Here is an 18,273-nt window from a genome sequence, read left to right on the forward strand (position 1 = left end):
CGACTTAATCAAGCGGCGGTATCAACTCGAACATTAACAGTGGGTCTGCGTTGACAGGCGTTTGCTCTAGCTGAAAGAACTGCTGGCGACTGCGTTCAACGTACTCAAGCATTTCGTAGTAGCGGCGAATGTTACGCACATAAATGACGGGCTCTCCCCCGCGTGCGTAACCGTGGCGCGTTTTGCTATGCCATTCGCGCTGTTGCAGCAATGGGAGCGCTTTGCGCACATCCGTCCAGCTGTCCGGGTCGCCGTCGCGCATTTCCGCGATTTTGCGCGCATCGTAAAGATGCCCCAGACCGACGTTATAGGCCGCCATTGCCATAAACAGGCGGTCGTCTCCTGTGATGTCGTCAGGAAGGCGATCCATGAGGCTGCGCAGGTAACGCGAGCCGCCGTCGATGCTTTGCGCTGGGTCGCGGCGATTCTCAATATCCATTTCCTTGGCGGTAGGGCGGGTAAGCATCATCAGACCGCGGACGCCGGTGGGGGAGACGGCATCGGGGTCCCAGTGGGACTCCTGGTAACCGATGGCGGCAAGCAGTTTCCAGTCGAAGCCGGTATTCTCGGCGGCCTGCTTGAAATCCTCGGTGAAGCGGGGAAGACGGGCATCCAGATGGGAGAGAAAGGTGCGTGTACCGACATACTCTAGGTAGTCGTCATGGCCGAAATAGCGTGCAACAAGTTGGTCGAGAGTCCCTGTCTGTTGAAGGTCTTCAAGAAAGCGGTTAGCCGATTCAAGCAACCCCAGTCCCCGCCCGCTGGGAACCGCCCATGCCATCGAGACCGGGTCACCCAGCGGGAAGCCATCTTCGACATCTTTAAAAAACAGCCGGTTAATGCGGAACTGATGTTCGAAAATCACCGCCGCATCGAAACGGCCATCTTCGATTTGGGCCAATAGTTCGGCAACTTCCAGCTCGTGGGACTCGCGCCAGCTTAATTCGGGATAATCTTCCTGCAACTCGCGTAATGCTTTGCTTGTGCCCGCTCCGCTCAGTGTGCCCAGCGAGAGCCCGACGAGGTCGCCGGGTTCATCGATGCCGTTGAGTCCGCGACGGTAGACCACGAGTGGCTGCATGTTGATGATCGGACGGGTGTAGTGAATGCCTGGCGTGTCGGTGAGCAAGGGAAGCGCTGCCGCTCCCAGGTCGCCTTTTTCACGCACCGCTGTGAGCACGCTCTCCGGGTGGTGGCTGGCATCGATATTCAGGCTAACCCCCAGGCGATCGGCAAAACGGCGCATGAGTTCATACTCGAAGCCAGTTGGCCCATGACGGCCTTCATAATAGGTGGTCGGCGTATTTCGAGTGTGCAGGGTGATGAAGTCGCGCTGGCGTATCTGGTTCAGGTGTTCGCCGTCCGGCACAAATGAAAAGGTCGGCATCATCACCAGCAGCGCAATGGCTGTTAGTGCATAGTAATAGCTTGAGCGAGCGATAAAATGTCGGCAAATCAGCGTCAGCATGGTGTCTTGTCGGCGCAGGATAAGCTGCCACGATACCCAGCCATCAGCAGACTGTCACCTTGTTGATTTCGTGTGGCCGACGCTTTCCAGTATCATAGGGGCAATCAGTGTCATAAAAGAAGGCCGCTCGGCGGCCCGGTGATTTCCCTGCTCGAATTCCCCCTGCTCTAGAGGCTTCTGGATATGCTCGAACTGCGAGGCGCACCCGCCCTTTCTGCCTTCCGTCATGCTCGGCTATTAGCGGTGCTGCGTGAACGTGTTCCCGAGGTCGAGGCGCTATCCGCCGACTACGTTCACTTTATCGACCATCACGCGCCGTTGGAGGCAGACGCTCACCAGCGGCTGGTTCAGCTGTTGGATTACGGCCATGAAGCAGCGGTTGAACCACCCAAGGGCGCACAGCGTTTTTTGGTGGTGCCGCGCATAGGGACCCAGTCTCCCTGGTCGTCCAAGGCCACTGATATCGCGCATAACTGTGGTTTGCACCAGGTCAGCCGCATAGAGCGCGGTGTCGATTATCGGATAAGTGTTACCGTCATGCCGGATGAGGAGGGACTCAACGCGCTGACTGCCCTTCTGCATGACCGTATGACCGAAAGCGTACTCACCGATGCCACGGATGCCGCCAAGCTGTTTGCCCACCACGACCCGGCCCCGCTGGGCAGTGTGGATATCATCACCGGCGGCCGTGAAGCCCTGGCCACCGCCAACCATGAGCTGGGGCTGGCACTTGCCGATGACGAGATTGACTATCTTGTCGATGCCTTCAATGAATTGGATCGCAATCCAAGCGATGTCGAGTTGATGATGTTCGCCCAGGCGAACTCCGAGCACTGCCGCCATAAAATCTTTAATGCCGACTGGCTGATTGACGGCGAGCCGCAAAGTCATTCGCTGTTCAAGATGATCAAGAATACCTTTGCCACATCGCCGGACAACGTCCTGTCTGCCTACAGCGATAACGCGGCGGTCATCAAAGGGAGCCAGGCCGGGCGCTTTTTTGCCACTCCCTTGACCGGGGACGACGACGAGCGCGCCCTGTACGCCACCCATCAGGAACCTATCCACATCCTGATGAAAGTGGAAACCCATAACCACCCGACAGCCATTGCGCCTTTTCCCGGTGCGGCGACCGGCTCGGGCGGTGAAATTCGCGACGAAGGGGCGACCGGTATTGGCGGTAAGCCCAAAGCGGGGCTATCCGGCTTTACCGTTTCCAACCTGCGTATTCCCGAGTTTGTTCAGCCCTGGGAAGCCTTCGACTATGGCAAACCCGAGCGCATGCAGTCGGCGCTTTCGATCATGCTGGATGGCCCGATCGGCGGTGCGGCCTTCAACAACGAATTTGGCCGACCCAACCTGACCGGCTATTTCCGCACCTACGAGCAGGACGTGCTCAGCGAAGACGGCATCGAACGGCGCGGTTTCCATAAGCCGATCATGATCGCCGGCGGCTACGGCAATATTCGTGCCCAGCACGTCCAGAAAGGTGATATTCCTGTCGGCGGCAAGCTCATCGTCATGGGCGGCCCGGCGATGCTGATCGGCCTGGGTGGCGGGGCTGCCTCCAGTATGGCCTCCGGCGTGTCGAGTGCCGACCTGGATTTTGCCTCCGTGCAGCGGGAAAATCCGGAAATCGAGCGCCGAGCACAAGAGGTTCTCGATCGCTGCTGGGCGATGGGCGATCATAACCCCATCCGTTTTGTTCACGATGTCGGTGCCGGCGGACTTTCCAATGCCCTGCCAGAGCTGGTCAAGGACGGTGGCCGGGGCGGTCTGTTTGACTTGCGCGCGGTGCCCAATGCCGAGCCGGGCATGAGCCCGCTGGAAATCTGGTGCAATGAAGCCCAGGAGCGCTATGTGCTGGCGGTAGCGGCTGATGACCTGGCGACGTTTGAGGCGCTGTGTGCCCGCGAGCGTTGCCCCTATGCGGTGGTCGGTGAAGCGCTTGAGCAGCACCACCTTGAAGTGCGCGACGGTCATTTCGAGACCCGGCCGGTTGACCTGCCGATGAGTGTCCTGTTCGGCAAACCGCCCAAAATGCTGCGTGAGTTCAATCGCCAGTCACCAACGCTGTCGGGCGTGATGCTCGACAATCTGGACCTGCGCGAGGCGCTGGACCGCGTCCTGCGTCTGCCCACGGTGGCCTCGAAAAGCTTCCTGATTACCATCGGTGATCGCTCCATTACAGGGCAAGTGGCCCGGGATCAGATGGTCGGCCCCTGGCAGGTACCTGTCGCGGATGTCGCCGTGACGACGGCGAGCTTTGACACCCATGCGGGCGAGGCGATGGCCATGGGCGAACGCCCGCCGGTAGCCCTGATTGACCCCGCCGCCAGCGCCCGTCTGGCGGTGGCCGAGGCGATTACCAATCTGGCAGCGGCGCCAATAGCAAAGCTGGGCGACGTCAAGCTGTCGGCCAACTGGATGAGCGCTGCCGACTACCCTGGCGAGAACCAGGCACTTTACGATGCCGTGCACGCGGTCGGCATGGAACTCTGCCCGGCGCTGGGCATTGCCATACCGGTAGGCAAGGACTCCATGTCGATGCGTACCGCCTGGCAGGCCGAAAATCCCAAGGGGGAGGTGGAAGAGAAGTCCATTACCTCGCCGCTGTCGCTGGTGATTACCGGCTTCGCACCCGTGACCGATGCCCTGGCGACCTTAACGCCGCAGATCAATCTGGAGCAGGATGAATCCGACCTGATATTGATCGATCTGGGCAACGGTCAGAATCGGATAGGCGGCTCGGCGCTTGCGCAGGTATACGGTCAGGTTGGCAATGAGTGCCCGGATGTGGATGACGCCGAAGACATCAAGGCGTTCTTCGAAGTCATTCAGGGGCTCAACCGCGATGGCAAGCTGCTTGCCTACCATGACCGCAGTGACGGCGGTTTGCTGGTGACGCTGCTGGAGATGGCCTTTGCCGCCCATTCCGGGCTTGAAATCAAGCTCGACTGGCTGATCGACGAGCCGGTGGAAGCGTTTGGCGCGCTGTTTTCCGAAGAATTGGGGGCGGTGATCCAGGTCAACCGTCAGGATACCGAAGAGGTGCTGACCCAGTTCGCCGTGGCCGGTATTGAGACCTGCGGCGTGATTGCCCGCCCGCGCTACGACGATCAGGTGCGCGTGACGCTGTTCGAAGAGCCGTTACTCGAAACCACTCGCCAACTCACCCAGCGCACCTGGTCTGAAACCAGTTATCGCATGCAGGCGCTGCGTGATAACCCCGAATGTGCCAAGAATGAATTCGATCAGTTGCTCGACGTTCGCGACCCTGGTCTCAGCGCTTCACCAAGTTTCGATATCAATGATGATATCAGCGCCCCGTTTATCAATACTACGAAACCGGCCATGGCCGTGCTGCGTGAACAGGGGGTCAATGGCCAGGTGGAAATGGCCTGGGCATTCGACAAGGCCGGGTTTGACGCTGTCGACGTCCATATGAGCGATATCCTTGAAGGGCGGGTGTCGCTCGATGATTTCAAAGGCCTGGTCGCCTGCGGTGGTTTCTCCTACGGCGACGTATTAGGCGCTGGCGGTGGCTGGGCGAAGTCAGTGCTGTTCAACGAGCGTGTCCGGGAACAGTTTGCGACATTCTTCAAGCGTGACGACAGTTTCTCGCTGGGGGTGTGCAACGGCTGCCAGATGCTATCGCAGCTTCGGTCATTGATCCCCGGCGCGGAAGACTGGCCCGCTTTTGTGCGCAACGAATCCGAGCAGTTCGAGGCGCGCCTTTCCATGGTCCGGGTGGAAAAGAGCCCCTCCATCCTGTTGGCTGGCATGGAAGGCTCGCAGTTGCCCATCGCTGTTGCTCACGGTGAAGGTCAGGCGGCGTTCCGCGACAGTGCGCACCTGCGCCGGATGCAGTCGAGCAGTCAGGTCGCCCTGCGCTACATCGATAACTATGGTCAGGCAACGACCCGTTACCCGGCGAACCCTAACGGGTCACCATCGGGAATTACCGGGCTGACCACGCCTGACGGGCGCGTCACGATCATGATGCCGCACCCTGAACGCGTGGCGCGGGCGGTGACTAATTCCTGGCACCCCAGCGAATGGACCGAGGATGGTGCATGGCTGCGCTTGTTCCGCAATGCCCGAGCGTGGTTAGGCGAGGCCTGACGCACAAATGCCAGGTGATGGATGACACACCCTGAAAAGGCGGCCTCAGGGCCGCCTTTCGCGACTGACGTGATGACCCCCGAACTGCGCCCCTATCAGAGCCAGGCGGTTGGCCGTGTGGTTGAACATTTCCGTGCTTCCCACGCCCCGGCGGTGGTGGTATTGCCCACGGGAAGCGGTAAATCGTTGGTGATTGCCGAGCTTGCCCGTCTGGCGCGAGGGCGAGTGCTGGTGCTGGCACACGTGCGCGAGCTGGTCGAGCAGAACCACGCCAAGTATCAGGCCTACGGCCTGGAAGCCGATATTTTCAGTGCCGGGTTGAAGCGTAAAGAGGCCGAGCGACAGGTGGTCTTTGGTTCGGTGCAGTCGGTGGTGCGAAACCTGGATCGTTTTGCCGACGGTCGCTTCACCTTGCTGGTGGTTGATGAATGCCACCGTATTTCGCTCAATGAAGACGCCAGCTATCGTCAGGTAATCGATCACCTGCAGCAGCAAAACCCACAGCTTAAAATACTAGGCCTTACGGCAACGCCATATCGTCTGGGGCAGGGGTTCATCTATCACCACCATTATCACGGCATGGTGAAAGGCAGTGATGACTGCTTCTTTCGCGACTGCGTGTTCGAGCAGCCGCTCAGATTGATGGTTAAGCAAGGCTATCTGGCCGAGCCCAAGCGGCGTGATATGGCGGTCGAAGGGTATGATTTTTCCCGCCTGATACCGGCGGCGACGGGTGCTTACACGGAGGCGGCGTTGAATCAGGTGGTGGCCGGCAATCGTGCCACGCCGGGTATTATCCGCCAGGTCGTCGAGTTGGCGGAGGGGCGCCAGGGTGTGATGATCTTTGCCGCGACCGTGGCCCATGCGGAAGAGATCATGGGCTATCTGCCGATGGGGGAGGCGGCGCTGATTACCGGCGCCACTGTATCGCAGGACCGCACGGCGATTATCGACGCCTTCAAAGCCCAAAGACTTAAATACCTTGTCAACGTGGCCGTGCTGACCACTGGCTTTGATGCTCCCCACGTGGATTTGATTGCAATACTGCGGCCCACCGAGTCGGTCAGCCTGTATCAGCAGATGGTGGGCCGGGGGCTGCGCTTGTCGCCTGGCAAACAGGACTGCCTGGTGCTCGACTATGCAGGCAACCCGTGGGACCTCTACGCGCCGGAAGTGGGTGAACCCAGGCCGGATAGCGATAGCGAGCCGGTGCAGGTAACTTGTCCTGAATGTGGTCATGCCAACCTGTACTGGGGCAAGCGTGACGGTGAACTGGTGATCGAGCATTTTGGCCGCCGCTGCCAGGGGCTTGTCGAGGACGAAAACGGCACGCGTCGCCAATGCGAGTTTCGCTTTCGCTTCAAAGTCTGCGATGAATGCGGCGCCGAGAACGATATCGCCGCCCGCCGTTGCCACGGCTGCCAAACGCTGCTGGTCGACGCGGATAGCAAGCTCAAGGATGCCCTGAGGCTGAAAGACGCCAGGGTGCTTAGGGTCAGTGGCATGTTACTGGAAGCTGCCACCAACGGGCGCGGGCTGCCGCGACTCAAGGTCACCTATCATGATGAAGACGGCGCGAGCCTGGCGGAATGGTTTGCCCTGGAAACATCGGCGCAACGGCGTGCTTTCTACGTTGCATTTTTGCGTGATCATTTGCGCGCGCCGGGTATGCCCTGGCAACCTGCCACGCCGCAGGAGGTTGTCAGCGAACAGCGCCGCCTGCGCCATCCCGACTTCGTGGTCGGGCGCAAGGTAGGGCGTCACTGGCAGCTTCGCGATAAGCTGTTTGATTATCAGGGCCGCTACCGCAAAGCCAGCGATGCAGGTTAAGGTGGCGGGGTCACTTTATTAAGTAATGCCGATATTGGAATATTGATCCATTAGCAGATACATACAGCCTTAAAAATCGCCTATCTAACTGAGGAACCGACCCGCGTGAGCGAGACGCCAAGTGCTAAACAGGCCCCCTCAAGCACGGACACCTCGGACACAGCGCCGGTGGCCGAAGCGCTGGGGCGGCTCTTCAACGAGCCGATCACTCAATTGCCGGAGGATTTATATATCCCGCCGGAGGCGCTGCGCGTCTTTTTGGAAGCCTTTGAAGGGCCGCTTGACTTACTGCTTTACCTGATTCGCCGCCAGAATCTGGATATTCTGACGATTAACGTGGCCACCATTACGCATCAGTACATTGAATACGTGGAACTGATGAAGGCCATGGAGATCGAGCTGGCGGGCGAGTATCTGCTGATGGCGGCGATGCTGGCCGAGATCAAGTCGCGCACCTTGCTGCCCCGGCCGCCCAAAGCGGAAGGCGAGGATGAAGAGGATCCGCGGGCAGAATTGATCCGTCGCCTGCAAGAGTATGAACGCCTCAAGGAAGCCGCCGAGTCGCTGGATACGCTGCCACGCGTTGGCCGCGACTGGTTCAGCGTGCAGGCAGGTTTGCCGCCGCTGGAGGCGCGGGTCATTCATCCGCCGGTCGAGCTGGATGAACTGTTGGGCGCACTGGCCGATATTCTCAAGCGCGCCGAGCTTGCCCAGGCGCACCATATTAGCCGTGAGGTACTCTCCACCCGTGAACGGATGCTCGCCATCATGGAGCGGCTCGGTGGTGAGGGCGGCGAGCCGCACTACGTGCCCTTTGCCGCGCTGTTTACCCTGGAAGAGGGGCGGGCAGGCGTTGTGGTGACGTTCATGGCGATTCTGGAGCTCGCCAAGGAAGCCATGATCGATATCGTGCAAAATGCCCCGCTCTCACCAATCCATGTGCGCGCGCGCCCCGCTGCCATTAGCGACGGCCATGACCCCGAAGACGCCTTTGCAATCGATGACGCTGGCGAACATTCTGATGAAGAAAGCGCGTTTGAAGCACCTGCCGACAGGGAAGCACCATGAGTGAGATTGATTCGCCGTTGGAGGAAATACTCGAAGCCGCGTTACTGGCGGCGGGGGAACCACTCCCGCTGGAGCGCATGGAAACGTTGTTTCTGGATGGCGAGTGCCCGTCTCGATACGAGCTTCGCGAAGTACTGGTCCGGTTGAGCGAGCGTCATGAACACGGCGCCCTGGAGCTTATCGAAACGGCATCGGGTTATCAGTTGCGGATTCGCCCGCGGCTTTCGCAGTGGGTGTCGCGGCTCTGGGATGAGCGCCCCCAGCGTTACTCACGGGCACTGCTCGAAACCCTGGCATTGATTGCCTATCGACAGCCGGTGACCCGCAGTGACATTGAAGATGTCCGCGGGGTCAGCGTGAGCAGCTCGATCATGCGTACGCTGATGGAGCGTGGCTGGATACGCGTGGTCGGGCACCGTGACGTGCCGGGAAGGCCGGCGGTCTACGCGACTTCGCGCAGTTTTCTGGATGATTTCGGCTTGAAAACCCTGGATGCCCTGCCGCCGATGCACGAGCTGGTCAGTGGGGAAGCCGATGGCCAGGACGCCGCTGATGTGCCTGATACGAACGACGGGCAAACGCTGTTGCCGGATTCGCCGTCTTCTGACACGCAGGAAGCACTGGACGACGCGCCCGAAACCGTGCAGGATGCGCCACCCGAAACGGCCGATAGCGCCGAGACGCACGCCGAGACGGCGTTAACCCAGCCGCTGAGCTTTGCCGATTTAGAGGCACGCCTGGCAGCACGTGCGCAGCGATCCGATGACCAGGAGGCGCGCACGCAGACCCATGATGAGAGGTCAGACGACCATGAGTCAGAGTAATACCCCCCCTACCAGCGAAAAGCTGCAAAAAGTTCTCGCCCGTGCCGGTCTTGGCTCGCGGCGTGAAATGGAAACCGTGATTGCCGACGGCCGCGTCAAGGTCAACAATCAGGTCGCCAAACTGGGCGACCGTGTTGAAGCGCGCGACAAGGTCAGCCTTGACGACCGGTTGGTGACGCTGAGAGCGGAAGACGAAACACCGCGCCGGGTGATCATGTACAACAAGCCGGAAGGCGAGTTGTGTACCCGCAAGGATCCCGAAGGCCGTCGCACCGTGTTCGATCGCCTGCCGCGCTTGAAAGGCGAGCGCTGGATTGCCATCGGTCGCCTGGATATCAACACCAGTGGGCTTTTGCTCTTCACCACTGACGGCGAGCTGGCCAACCGCTTGATGCACCCCTCGACGCAGGTCGAGCGTGAATATGCGGTGCGCGTGATGGGTGAAGTGAAGCGTGAACATATCATGGCCATGGTAGACGGTGTGATGCTGGAAGATGGTCCCGCCCGGTTCACCGATGTTCAGGAGTTCGGCGGCGAAGGGATCAACACCTGGTTCCATGTGGTCATTCTGGAAGGCCGAAACCGCGAGGTTCGTCGACTCTGGGAGTCTCAGGAGTTGACGGTAAGTCGTTTGAAACGGGTTCGTTACGGCAATATTTTCCTTGATAAGCGCGCCAAGGCGGGAGAGTGGGTCGAGCTTTCTCAGGATGAAGTGGATGACCTGGCGGCACTGGCCCAGTTGGAAACCCGCAAGGTTCCCGAGCTGACGCCGGATGAAAAGAACCGTTGGAGCCGCGATAAAAACAAGCGCCGCCCGGTGCAGGCAATGCGCAAGCCCAAGCGGCGCTAAAGGCCGTTTGTAATATGAGCAAATCGCGCGGTCGTTAAGGCAAAAGTTCAAAAAAGACTTGCGGATAGCGTGGGCTATCCGTAAGATATGCATCCGTTCGGGCGGGTCGTTAGCTCAGTTGGTAGAGCAGTTGACTTTTAATCAATTGGTCGCAGGTTCGAATCCTGCACGACCCACCAGCCGAACTTTATTTAGATTTGCCGCCGCCGTGTGAGCAGCGGGTCGTTAGCTCAGTTGGTAGAGCAGTTGACTTTTAATCAATTGGTCGCAGGTTCGAATCCTGCACGACCCACCAGATTCGACACCCCTGACAGTTCGCTGTCAGGGGTGTTTTGCTATGTGCACAACCTGATGCCTGACAATTGGACTTGCTGTCAGCAACCATTTCCCGCCAAAATAGTCACATTGATGTTGAGACCGACAGAAACCCAACGCGAAAGACGCAAGCGGTTTCTGTCAACGAGAGCGGCGCGTGCGGAGTGCATACGCCGTGACTGGTGTTTAACAGGGGGATTCCCTGTTCGTCACAGTGGTAGACACGATGACTATTATGACTACTCAAGCTGAGCTTGATGCTCCGCTCCCAAGCCCGTACTGCCCGACCCGCATACCCGCCGAAGACCAGGCGCGCGTGGAAGAAATCAAGCAGTTGCTTAACCAGCATAACGCCGTGCTGGTAGCGCACTACTATACCGATGACGCCATTCAGCAACTGGCGGAAGAAACCGGTGGTTGTGTGGCCGATTCGCTGGAGATGGCGCGCTTCGGTGCCCGCCACGATGCCACTACCCTGGTCGTGGCCGGCGTGCGCTTCATGGGCGAAACCGCCAAGATTCTGTCGCCTGAAAAACGCGTGCTGATGCCTACCTTGGAGGCGACCTGTTCGCTGGATATAGGCTGCCCTGCCGACGAATTCAGCGCTTTTTGCGATGCCCACCCTGACCGCACCGTGGTCGTTTATGCCAATACGTCGGCTGCCGTCAAGGCGCGTGCCGACTGGGTGGTCACCTCATCGATTGCCGTCGATGTGATCGAGCACCTTCAGGCCAAAGGCGAAAAAATCCTCTGGGCACCCGATAAACACCTGGGTGGCTACATCCAGAAAAAAACCGGTGCCGATATGCTCATGTGGGACGGTGCCTGTATCGTCCACGAGGAATTCAAGGCGAAAGGTGTCGAAGATCTCAAGCGGCTGTATCCGGATGCCGCCGTGCTGGTTCACCCGGAGTCGCCCGCGCCGGTGGTTCAGTTGGCCGATGTGGCTGGGTCGACATCGCAGCTTATCAACGCGGCCAAAACCCTGCCCAACGAACAGCTGATTGTGGCAACCGATCGCGGCATCTTCTTCAAGATGCAGCAAGCGGTCCCTGATAAGACGTTATTCGAGGCCCCGACAGCGGGTAACGGCGCGACCTGCCGCAGTTGCGCGCATTGCCCGTGGATGGCCATGAACGCCCTCGACAACCTGGCGGGTGCGCTACGTGAAGGTAGCGGCGAAATTCAGGTCGGAAGTGAGTTGCGCCAGCTGGCGCTCAAGCCGCTGGAGCGGATGCTTAACTTCAACGCATAACCAGCACGCACGCCCAGTCTGGCCGTGCGTCCGTGAGACCGTGATCTGCCTGAATCGGTGGCGCCTAAAACTCTTCCAGGGCCTCGCGGTAGTCCATGAAATCCTCGCGTCGCTGTTCGATGCGTGCCAATGTCCGCTGATCGTTTTCGCGTTCAGCGGCGTCTTTGGCTATATCCAACTGGCGAATACCGCTATCCATGCGCCCGGTAAGCTGAAGATATTCCGCCCGAGCCAGATGCCCCAAACCGTTGCGCCCGCTTCGCCCGGCAGCTTCTGCCAGCAGGTTGAAGCCCTGCGGGTTTTCAGGATGTTGCGCGGTTACATCGCGCAGAATGTCATAGGCGGCATTGGGATCCCGCTGAAGTTGCGCCTCGGCTAAGATAAGCTGGGCAGGCAAGTAGTCAGGCATAAAACGCAGTAACCGCTGGCTGCGTTGGATCGCTTCATCGTAGCGCTGCGCCTGTAGGGCAACCTCTGCCGCCGATGCCGGTAACATGGCAAGATCAGGCTGTTCGTCACGTAGTCGATCAAGCGCTTTTAGCGCTGTATCCACTTGGCCGGACTGAGCATCGACCAGGGCCGTTACATAGCGCTGTGCCGTTTCGCTGGCATTTTCCTGAGCTAGTCGGGAGACGGCTTGCCGAGGCGACTGTGAATCAATCTGCAGTAAGGCACGGCCGCGAATCATGTCGTAGAGCGTATCGTTTGAGTAGCTTGAGGCAACGTCCATCTGAGCGGCCCGTGACTGCGCATCGCTCAAGCGAGATTCCGAGACCGGGTGGGTCAGCAGGAATTCCGGTGGCGTCCCACCCTGAAGGCTGGACATGCGTTGTAAAGTACGGAACATGCGCGCCATGGCGTCCGGGTCATAGCCGGCATCGGCCATGGCCTGAAGGCCCACGCGATCTGCTTCCTGCTCGTAGCGGCGCGAGTAGGTGAGTTGGTCTTGAATGAGGGCGGCCTGAGACCCCATGGCGGTAGCGATGCCGGCATTACCGCCGCCGCCCGCTGCGATCAGCAAACCGGCCAGCATCCCGGCCATGGCCGGTAGCTGGGTCTGTTCAGCGCGCTCGCTGCTACGGGCATAGTGGCGTTGGGATAAGTGGCCAAGTTCGTGGGCGATGACTGAGGCAAACGCCCCTTCGTCTTCGGCAAAGGCGAACAAGCCAGCGTGAATCCCAACCACGCCACCGGGGACAGCAAAGGCATTGAGGGTTCGATGGTCGACCATGACGGTGGTCACGTCCAGGTCGCCCAGTTGGCTATGCGGGGCCAGGCGATCCACCAGACTGGTCAAGTAATCATGGGCAATGGGATCCTGCCATTGGGGGGCGTGGGCGCGGAACTGGCGCAGCCAAGCGCGGCCCAGCCGGTGTTCTTCGGCGCTAGCCGACGAATAGCTGCTACCCAGACTGGGTAGCGTCTGCTCGTCACTGACGGCAGGCGAGGGGATTAACAGCGTCGTACTGCAGGCGAACGCTAAGGCACGCGTCCAGGCTGCTGAGGCGTTAAAAAGGCGCGGCATGTCATCCTCATCGGTGATGGAAAGCGCTAGGTCACTACTTACGACATTGATTCACCTTGTGAAGTGCCGTTAAATCAAATCGCAGTCAATACTGCACAGTCTATGCAACAATGATCGATACGTGCAGGGTCTTTTTTGAGGGGAGAAAAATGGTAGAGCGAACAACGCGTTTACAGCCTGATAGCGTGCTCGACGCCTGCGGGCTTCATTGCCCGCTGCCGCTGCTCAAGGCCAAGCAGGCCTTGGCAGGCCTTGCCCCTGGGCAGTTACTGGAAGTGCGCGCCACGGATGCAGGCTCGTGGAGGGATATAGAAGCCTTTGCCGAGCAGAGCGCCCATCATCTGGAAGCCCGTGAGCAGTGTGGCGATATCTATCATTACTGGCTTCGCAAGGCAGAAGGCGAGCGCTCATGAGCCTGCGTACGATCTTGAAAAGCTGGGTCGAACGGTATTTTTCAGACGAAGAAGCCTTGATTCTGCTGGTAGTGCTCATCGCCGGATTTGCCGCGGTGATCTGGTTTGGCCGTATGTTGGCGCCTTTTTTTACCGCGTTGGTCATTGCCTTCCTGCTCCAGGGCGTGGTGGGCGCATTGACGCGGAGAGGTATCCCTCATCTACTCTCGGTAATCGTCGTGTTCCTCGGCTTTGTCAGCGTGCTATTAGCCCTGGCGTTTATTTTGCTACCGCTGATATGGGATCAGTTGATTGGTCTTGTTCAGGAAACGCCGCGCATGTTTGCAAGCGGGCAAAACTGGCTGGATGAACTGCAATCGCGCTACCCCAACTTGATTACCCCGGATCAAATGCAAAATTGGATTGGCGTCGCCAGCCGCGAAATAAGTCAGTTGGGCCAGCGTGCCCTGACGCTTTCGCTGGCCTCTCTGGGTAATCTTCTATCGCTGATTATCTATCTGGTACTGGTGCCCATTTTGGTCTTTTTCATGCTCAAGGACCGAGAGGCGCTGGTTGGCTTCACATTGTCATTGCTGCCGCAAAAACGTGCCTTGATGGCGCGTATCTGGCATGAAATGGACGACCAGATTGCCAATTACATTCGCGGCAAGTTCATCGAGATCATTATTGTCGGCACCGTCTCCTTTATCACGTTTTCGTTCTTCCAGCTGCCGTATACGGCGCTGCTGGCGGTATTGGTCGGTTTTTCGGTGCTGGTGCCGTATATCGGCGCGGCCGTGGTCACCTTGCCGGTCGCTGCAGTCGCCGGATTTCACTTCGGGTTAAGCGAGTCGTTTGTCTACGTACTGGTGGCTTACGGGGTTATCCAGGCGCTGGATGGCAACGTACTCGCCCCGGTACTGTTCTCGGAAACCAACAATATCCACCCAGTGTCGGTGATTGTGGCCGTGTTGTTCTTCGGTGGTATATGGGGGTTCTGGGGCGTGTTTTTTGCCATTCCGCTCGCCACGCTGTTGAAGGCGTTGGTGCATGCATGGCCGAGGGGAATGAAAGGGCGCGAGGAGCAACATCATGCGCTCGCCAGCGAAGAGTCACTGTAAGTCAAATGGAATGGCGGGTTTGGCAACCTCCCCATCCAACCGTCTGTTGGATGGGGAAGGGGCTTACGACGCGTCAAGCGCCTGGGCCGCCGCGAGCACTTCGTCAACGTGCCCGGGTACTTTGACGCCCCGCCAGGCCTGGGCAAGCTTACCCTCGGCGTCGATTAGAAAGGTGCTGCGTTCGATGCCCAGGTGCTCTTTGCCGTAAAGCTTTTTAAGCTTGATGACATCAAACAGTTTGCAGATCGTCTCGTCCTTGTCTGACACCAGCGTAAAGTTGAAGTCCTGCTTGGCTTTGAAGTTCTCCTGGGCACGGATGCCGTCCCGGGAAACACCCACAATCACCGTGTTTGCGGCGTCAAAGTCAGCTTTGCGGTCGCGAAAGTCGCCGCCTTCGGTGGTGCATCCCGGCGTGCTGGCCTTTGGATAGAAGTACACCACCACCTGTTGGCCGCGAAGCTCGGATAATGTCAGGGTGGTATCGCCCGTTGCCGGTGCCGAAAAATCGGGGACTGTTTGGCCTATGTCGAGTGGCATAAAAGGTTCCTCAGGTAGCGTGGTTTTCAAGGGCGATTACACGCAAGCTTGCGCCGCATGTCAAAGAAGAAAGTATCGCAGGGGCAAAACTCGCCGCGCTTTCCGCTGTACAGGGTCGAGCGGCCTGAGTACCATTTGTCCTTCGTGGATTCCTGTTGAGATGATGGCACGCTGCGTAAAGCACTAGCTCGGCTCCTTATCTCGTGATATTCAGACGCTCGATTTAACCACTTGCAGGTGAGGAAAAAAGGATGATCACAGGCAGCATCGTCGCCCTGGCGACGCCGATGAAAGTCAATGGCGACATCGACTGGGAGGCGCTTCGTCGTCTGGTGAACTTCCACCTCGACAATGGCACCGACGGGATTGTGGCCGCAGGTACTACGGGTGAGCCCACGACCATGTCGTTTGCCGAGCACTTCGACGTGATACGCAGTGTGGTCGAGGAAGTGGATGGACGCATTCCGGTCATTGCCGGTACAGGGGGGAACGCGACCTCTGAGGCCGTCGAGTTGGCGCGTTATGCCAGTGAAGTCGGTGCTGACTATTGCCTGTCCGTATGCCCCTACTATAACAAGCCGACTCAGGAAGGCTTGTATCAGCACTTCAAAGCGGTAGCGGAAGGCAGTAAATTGCCGGTCATTCTCTACAATGTGCCGGGCCGCACCTGCTCAGACCTTTATAATGAAACGGTGGTCAGGTTGGCCGACATTAACAACATCATCGGCTTGAAAGATGCCACGGGTAACCTGGAGCGCGCGGAAGATCTTATCGCCCGTCTCAAGGGCAGCGACTTCATGCTTTACTCGGGTGACGATGCCACCGCCTGTGATTTCATGCTGATGGGTGGGCATGGTGATATTTCGGTGACCGCGAACGTAGCGCCCAAGGCCATGCATGAGCTTTGTGCCGCTGCGGTCGCCGGGGATGCGGATAAGGCGCACCAGATCAATACACGCTTGATGCCGCTGCATACCAATCTGGGGATCGAGTCTAATCCTATTCCGGTAAAGTGGGCGTTAAACCGAATGGGTTACGCAGACGCGGGTATTCGCCTGCCGCTGACATGGCTGTCAGACAAGTATCACGCCACGGTCAGTGAGGCCCTTCAGCTTGCTGGGGTTGTCGAGGAATAAACCGCAAAGAATTTTGCTACTTGGCGATCCTGGGTTGCATGGCGTCAGGTAAACGATCTGTTGACTGTTAAGGTGGCTTGATGAGCTCTGTGCTTGGAAAACACGCGCTGAAATGGATTCCGCTGGCGCTGGCAGGTGTCGTGACGCTTGCCGGTTGCGCCCGGGATGAAGGTTTTTATGATGATCGCAATTTGGATTATGCTGACGTAGAACCTGCGTCGCCGTTGGTATTGCCGGAAACCCGCAATACTCAGCGTTATCGTCAGGCACTGCCGGTGCCGGAAGCAGCCAGCCAGCGTGCTCGTGATGGGGTGGCCGAAGTGCGTCCTCCTCAACCTCTTACGGTTGGGGGAAGTACGGAAGTAGATTATGTTGAAGGCCGTGAGATCGGAGATCAGCGCTGGTTAGTCGTTGCGGCTGATCCGGGGAGCGTCTGGACACAGCTTGAAAGCTTCGCACGTCAGCGCGGTCTGGACGTTCAGGAAAGCCGTGCCAGCGATGGTGTTCTGGTCACCTCTCAGGCTGAGTTTCGTTTGCAAAGCGGTCTCCGGGAGGGGAGTAGTGAAGTCCGCTGCGAGCGTGGCGGCCAAAGCATGACAAGCTGCCTTGAGGCTCTAAAAACCTATCTGAGCGCCAACGCTTCCGCTTCTCAATCCGCTTCGGCGACTGCATCATCCTGGAGCGCGCAGCGTTTGGAAAACAATGACCCCCTCTCGCTTCGTCAGCGTGGTGATGGGTGGGAAGTATCAATACCTTACGCGGCAGATCGTGTATGGGCTGAGATCCATCATTATCTGGCGCAGGACTTCGATCAAACTGACGAGCGTGAGTTGCTGGCCGCCGACGCTGATAACTATGCCTTCCTTGTAAGCTATCTGGCCCGTGAACAGCGGGACCGGAGTTTGTTGCAGGTGGTGTTATTCACCGATACCAGCGATCAGGCCCAAGAAGTGCGCCTGATCGTTGAGCCTCGCGGCGACCAAAGCGTGCTTCGCGCCAAGGCAACCGGTGAGCAGCCGTTGAGCGAAAACGCCGAGCGCGAACTGCTCGAGCGGGTATCCAGCTATTTACGTTAATTCAATGACCTTTGTCTCTCTGCGGAGCTCCCATGGAAAAGCGCCAAGAACTCTATGCCGGTAAGGCAAAATCTGTCTACACCACCGATGATCCGGATCTGCTGGTACTTGAGTTTCGTGATGACACCAGCGCCTTTGACGGCAAGAAGAAAGAGTCGCTGGCGCGCAAGGGGATGGTGAATAACCTCTTCAATGCCTACATCATGGAGCGGCTGGAAGATGCCGGCATTCCGACGCATTTCGAGAAGCAGCTTTCTGACACAGAAAGTCTGGTCAAGAAGATGCAGATGATCCCGGTGGAATGCGTGGTGCGCAATATTGCCGCGGGCGGTCTGGTCAAGCGACTCGGCGTTGAGGAAGGTATCGCGCTGAACCCGCCGACGTTCGAACTGTTCCTGAAAAACGACGAAAAGGGCGACCCGATGATCAACGAGTCGCTGGCGGAAACGTTTGGCTGGGCGACCCCAGAGCAGCTCGCCAAGATGAAAACGCTCACCTTCAAGGTCAATCATGTGCTCAAGCAGCTGTTTGCGGAGGGCGATATGCTCCTGGTGGATTACAAGCTTGAGTTTGGCGTATTTAACGGCCAAGTGGTGCTGGGTGATGAGTTCTCCCCGGACGGATGCCGGTTATGGGACGCCAATACCCGCGAGAAGCTCGACAAGGATCGTTTTCGCCAGGGCCTTGGCGGCGTGATTGAAGCCTACGAAGAAGTTGGCCGCCGCCTCGGGGTTACCTTTCCCCGCTAACG

Annotated in this window: 14 protein-coding genes and 2 tRNA genes; 13 read left to right on the plus strand and 3 right to left on the minus strand. The window is 58.5% G+C overall.

Annotation, left to right across the window (positions count from 1 at the left end; genetic code table 11):
* Nucleotides 1-4: 4 nt before the first annotated feature.
* Nucleotides 5-1,468 (minus strand): membrane-bound lytic murein transglycosylase MltF, encoded by a 1,464-nt coding sequence (gene mltF, locus QC816_RS00330; protein WP_309780541.1) that lies wholly within the window; start codon nt 1,466-1,468, stop codon nt 5-7.
* 183 nt (nt 1,469-1,651) lie between these two features.
* On the opposite strand from mltF, the gene purL reads away from it, so the two are divergent.
* From purL to nadA, 8 genes are all read left to right on the plus strand, one after another.
* Nucleotides 1,652-5,593 (plus strand): phosphoribosylformylglycinamidine synthase, encoded by a 3,942-nt coding sequence (gene purL / locus QC816_RS00335; protein ID WP_309780542.1) that lies wholly within the window; start codon nt 1,652-1,654, stop codon nt 5,591-5,593.
* 21 nt (nt 5,594-5,614) lie between these two features.
* Complete coding sequence (gene radD / locus QC816_RS00340; protein WP_422823595.1) at nt 5,615-7,423, plus strand: DNA repair helicase RadD; 1,809 nt, start codon at nt 5,615-5,617, stop codon at nt 7,421-7,423.
* A gap of 105 nt (nt 7,424-7,528) precedes the next feature.
* Entirely contained in the window at nt 7,529-8,491 is a 963-nt protein-coding gene (locus QC816_RS00345) for a segregation and condensation protein A (RefSeq protein WP_085917075.1), read from the plus strand.
* Nucleotides 8,488-9,315, plus strand: a complete 828-nt coding sequence (gene scpB / locus QC816_RS00350; protein WP_085917076.1) for an SMC-Scp complex subunit ScpB — start codon at nt 8,488-8,490, stop codon at nt 9,313-9,315. Before QC816_RS00345 ends, scpB begins: the two co-directional genes overlap by 4 nt.
* Nucleotides 9,302-10,165 carry a 23S rRNA pseudouridine(2605) synthase RluB gene (gene rluB, locus QC816_RS00355; RefSeq protein WP_085917077.1) on the plus strand — a complete coding sequence of 288 codons (864 nt, stop codon included), beginning with the start codon at nt 9,302-9,304 and terminating at the stop codon, nt 10,163-10,165. Before scpB ends, rluB begins: the two co-directional genes overlap by 14 nt.
* 103 nt (nt 10,166-10,268) lie before the next feature.
* Nucleotides 10,269-10,344: transfer RNA gene (locus tag QC816_RS00360), tRNA-Lys, on the plus strand.
* A 40-nt stretch (nt 10,345-10,384) separates the two neighbouring features.
* Nucleotides 10,385-10,460, plus strand: a tRNA-Lys gene (locus tag QC816_RS00365).
* 246 nt (nt 10,461-10,706) lie between these two features.
* Nucleotides 10,707-11,735, plus strand: coding sequence for a quinolinate synthase NadA (gene nadA / locus QC816_RS00370; protein WP_085917078.1), 1,029 nt, complete (start codon nt 10,707-10,709; stop codon nt 11,733-11,735).
* Nucleotides 11,736-11,799: 64 nt separating this feature from the next.
* On the opposite strand, the gene QC816_RS00375 is transcribed toward nadA, so the two are convergent.
* Nucleotides 11,800-13,260 carry a M48 family metalloprotease gene (locus tag QC816_RS00375; RefSeq protein ID WP_309780543.1) on the minus strand — a complete coding sequence of 487 codons (1,461 nt, stop codon included), beginning with the start codon at nt 13,258-13,260 and terminating at the stop codon, nt 11,800-11,802.
* Between the two features lie 149 nt (nt 13,261-13,409).
* Between QC816_RS00375 and QC816_RS00380 the strand changes: the two genes are divergently transcribed.
* Together QC816_RS00380 and QC816_RS00385 are read left to right on the plus strand one after the other, a co-directional pair.
* A complete protein-coding gene (locus QC816_RS00380; protein ID WP_085917080.1) occupies nt 13,410-13,673 on the plus strand; it encodes a sulfurtransferase TusA family protein in 264 nt (87 codons plus the stop codon).
* Nucleotides 13,670-14,773, plus strand: a complete 1,104-nt coding sequence (locus QC816_RS00385; RefSeq protein ID WP_199283970.1) for an AI-2E family transporter — start codon at nt 13,670-13,672, stop codon at nt 14,771-14,773. Before QC816_RS00380 ends, QC816_RS00385 begins: the two co-directional genes overlap by 4 nt.
* 63 nt (nt 14,774-14,836) lie before the next feature.
* On the opposite strand, the gene QC816_RS00390 is transcribed toward QC816_RS00385, so the two are convergent.
* Nucleotides 14,837-15,310, minus strand: a complete 474-nt coding sequence (locus QC816_RS00390; RefSeq protein WP_264823635.1) for a peroxiredoxin — start codon at nt 15,308-15,310, stop codon at nt 14,837-14,839.
* 251 nt (nt 15,311-15,561) lie between these two features.
* Between QC816_RS00390 and dapA the strand changes: the two genes are divergently transcribed.
* From dapA to purC, 3 genes are all read left to right on the plus strand, one after another.
* The gene (gene dapA / locus QC816_RS00395; RefSeq protein ID WP_085917083.1) at nt 15,562-16,446 is read left to right on the plus strand and encodes a 4-hydroxy-tetrahydrodipicolinate synthase; all 885 of its coding nucleotides are present in this window, start codon (nt 15,562-15,564) and stop codon (nt 16,444-16,446) included.
* Nucleotides 16,447-16,526: 80 nt separating this feature from the next.
* A complete protein-coding gene (locus QC816_RS00400; protein WP_085917084.1) occupies nt 16,527-17,522 on the plus strand; it encodes an outer membrane protein assembly factor BamC in 996 nt (331 codons plus the stop codon).
* A 32-nt stretch (nt 17,523-17,554) separates the two neighbouring features.
* The gene (purC, locus tag QC816_RS00405; protein WP_085917085.1) at nt 17,555-18,271 is read left to right on the plus strand and encodes a phosphoribosylaminoimidazolesuccinocarboxamide synthase; all 717 of its coding nucleotides are present in this window, start codon (nt 17,555-17,557) and stop codon (nt 18,269-18,271) included.
* Nucleotides 18,272-18,273 lie beyond the last annotated feature (2 nt).

The organism is Vreelandella janggokensis (assembly GCF_031451615.1).
Lineage (GTDB): Bacteria > Pseudomonadota > Gammaproteobacteria > Pseudomonadales > Halomonadaceae > Vreelandella > Vreelandella janggokensis.

Coding starts and splice junctions, on each gene's coding strand:
- QC816_RS00400 (WP_085917084.1), top strand. CDS start 16,527: ATGAGCTCTGTGCTTGGAAAACACGCGCTGAAATGGATTCCGCTGGCG.
- QC816_RS00390 (WP_264823635.1), bottom strand. CDS start 15,310: ATGCCACTCGACATAGGCCAAACAGTCCCCGATTTTTCGGCACCGGCA.
- purL (WP_309780542.1), top strand. CDS start 1,652: ATGCTCGAACTGCGAGGCGCACCCGCCCTTTCTGCCTTCCGTCATGCT.
- purC (WP_085917085.1), top strand. CDS start 17,555: ATGGAAAAGCGCCAAGAACTCTATGCCGGTAAGGCAAAATCTGTCTAC.
- rluB (WP_085917077.1), top strand. CDS start 9,302: ATGAGTCAGAGTAATACCCCCCCTACCAGCGAAAAGCTGCAAAAAGTT.
- radD (WP_422823595.1), top strand. CDS start 5,615: ATGACACACCCTGAAAAGGCGGCCTCAGGGCCGCCTTTCGCGACTGAC.
- scpB (WP_085917076.1), top strand. CDS start 8,488: ATGAGTGAGATTGATTCGCCGTTGGAGGAAATACTCGAAGCCGCGTTA.
- dapA (WP_085917083.1), top strand. CDS start 15,562: ATGATCACAGGCAGCATCGTCGCCCTGGCGACGCCGATGAAAGTCAAT.
- QC816_RS00380 (WP_085917080.1), top strand. CDS start 13,410: ATGGTAGAGCGAACAACGCGTTTACAGCCTGATAGCGTGCTCGACGCC.
- QC816_RS00385 (WP_199283970.1), top strand. CDS start 13,670: ATGAGCCTGCGTACGATCTTGAAAAGCTGGGTCGAACGGTATTTTTCA.
- mltF (WP_309780541.1), bottom strand. CDS start 1,468: ATGCTGACGCTGATTTGCCGACATTTTATCGCTCGCTCAAGCTATTAC.
- QC816_RS00375 (WP_309780543.1), bottom strand. CDS start 13,260: ATGCCGCGCCTTTTTAACGCCTCAGCAGCCTGGACGCGTGCCTTAGCG.
- nadA (WP_085917078.1), top strand. CDS start 10,707: ATGACTATTATGACTACTCAAGCTGAGCTTGATGCTCCGCTCCCAAGC.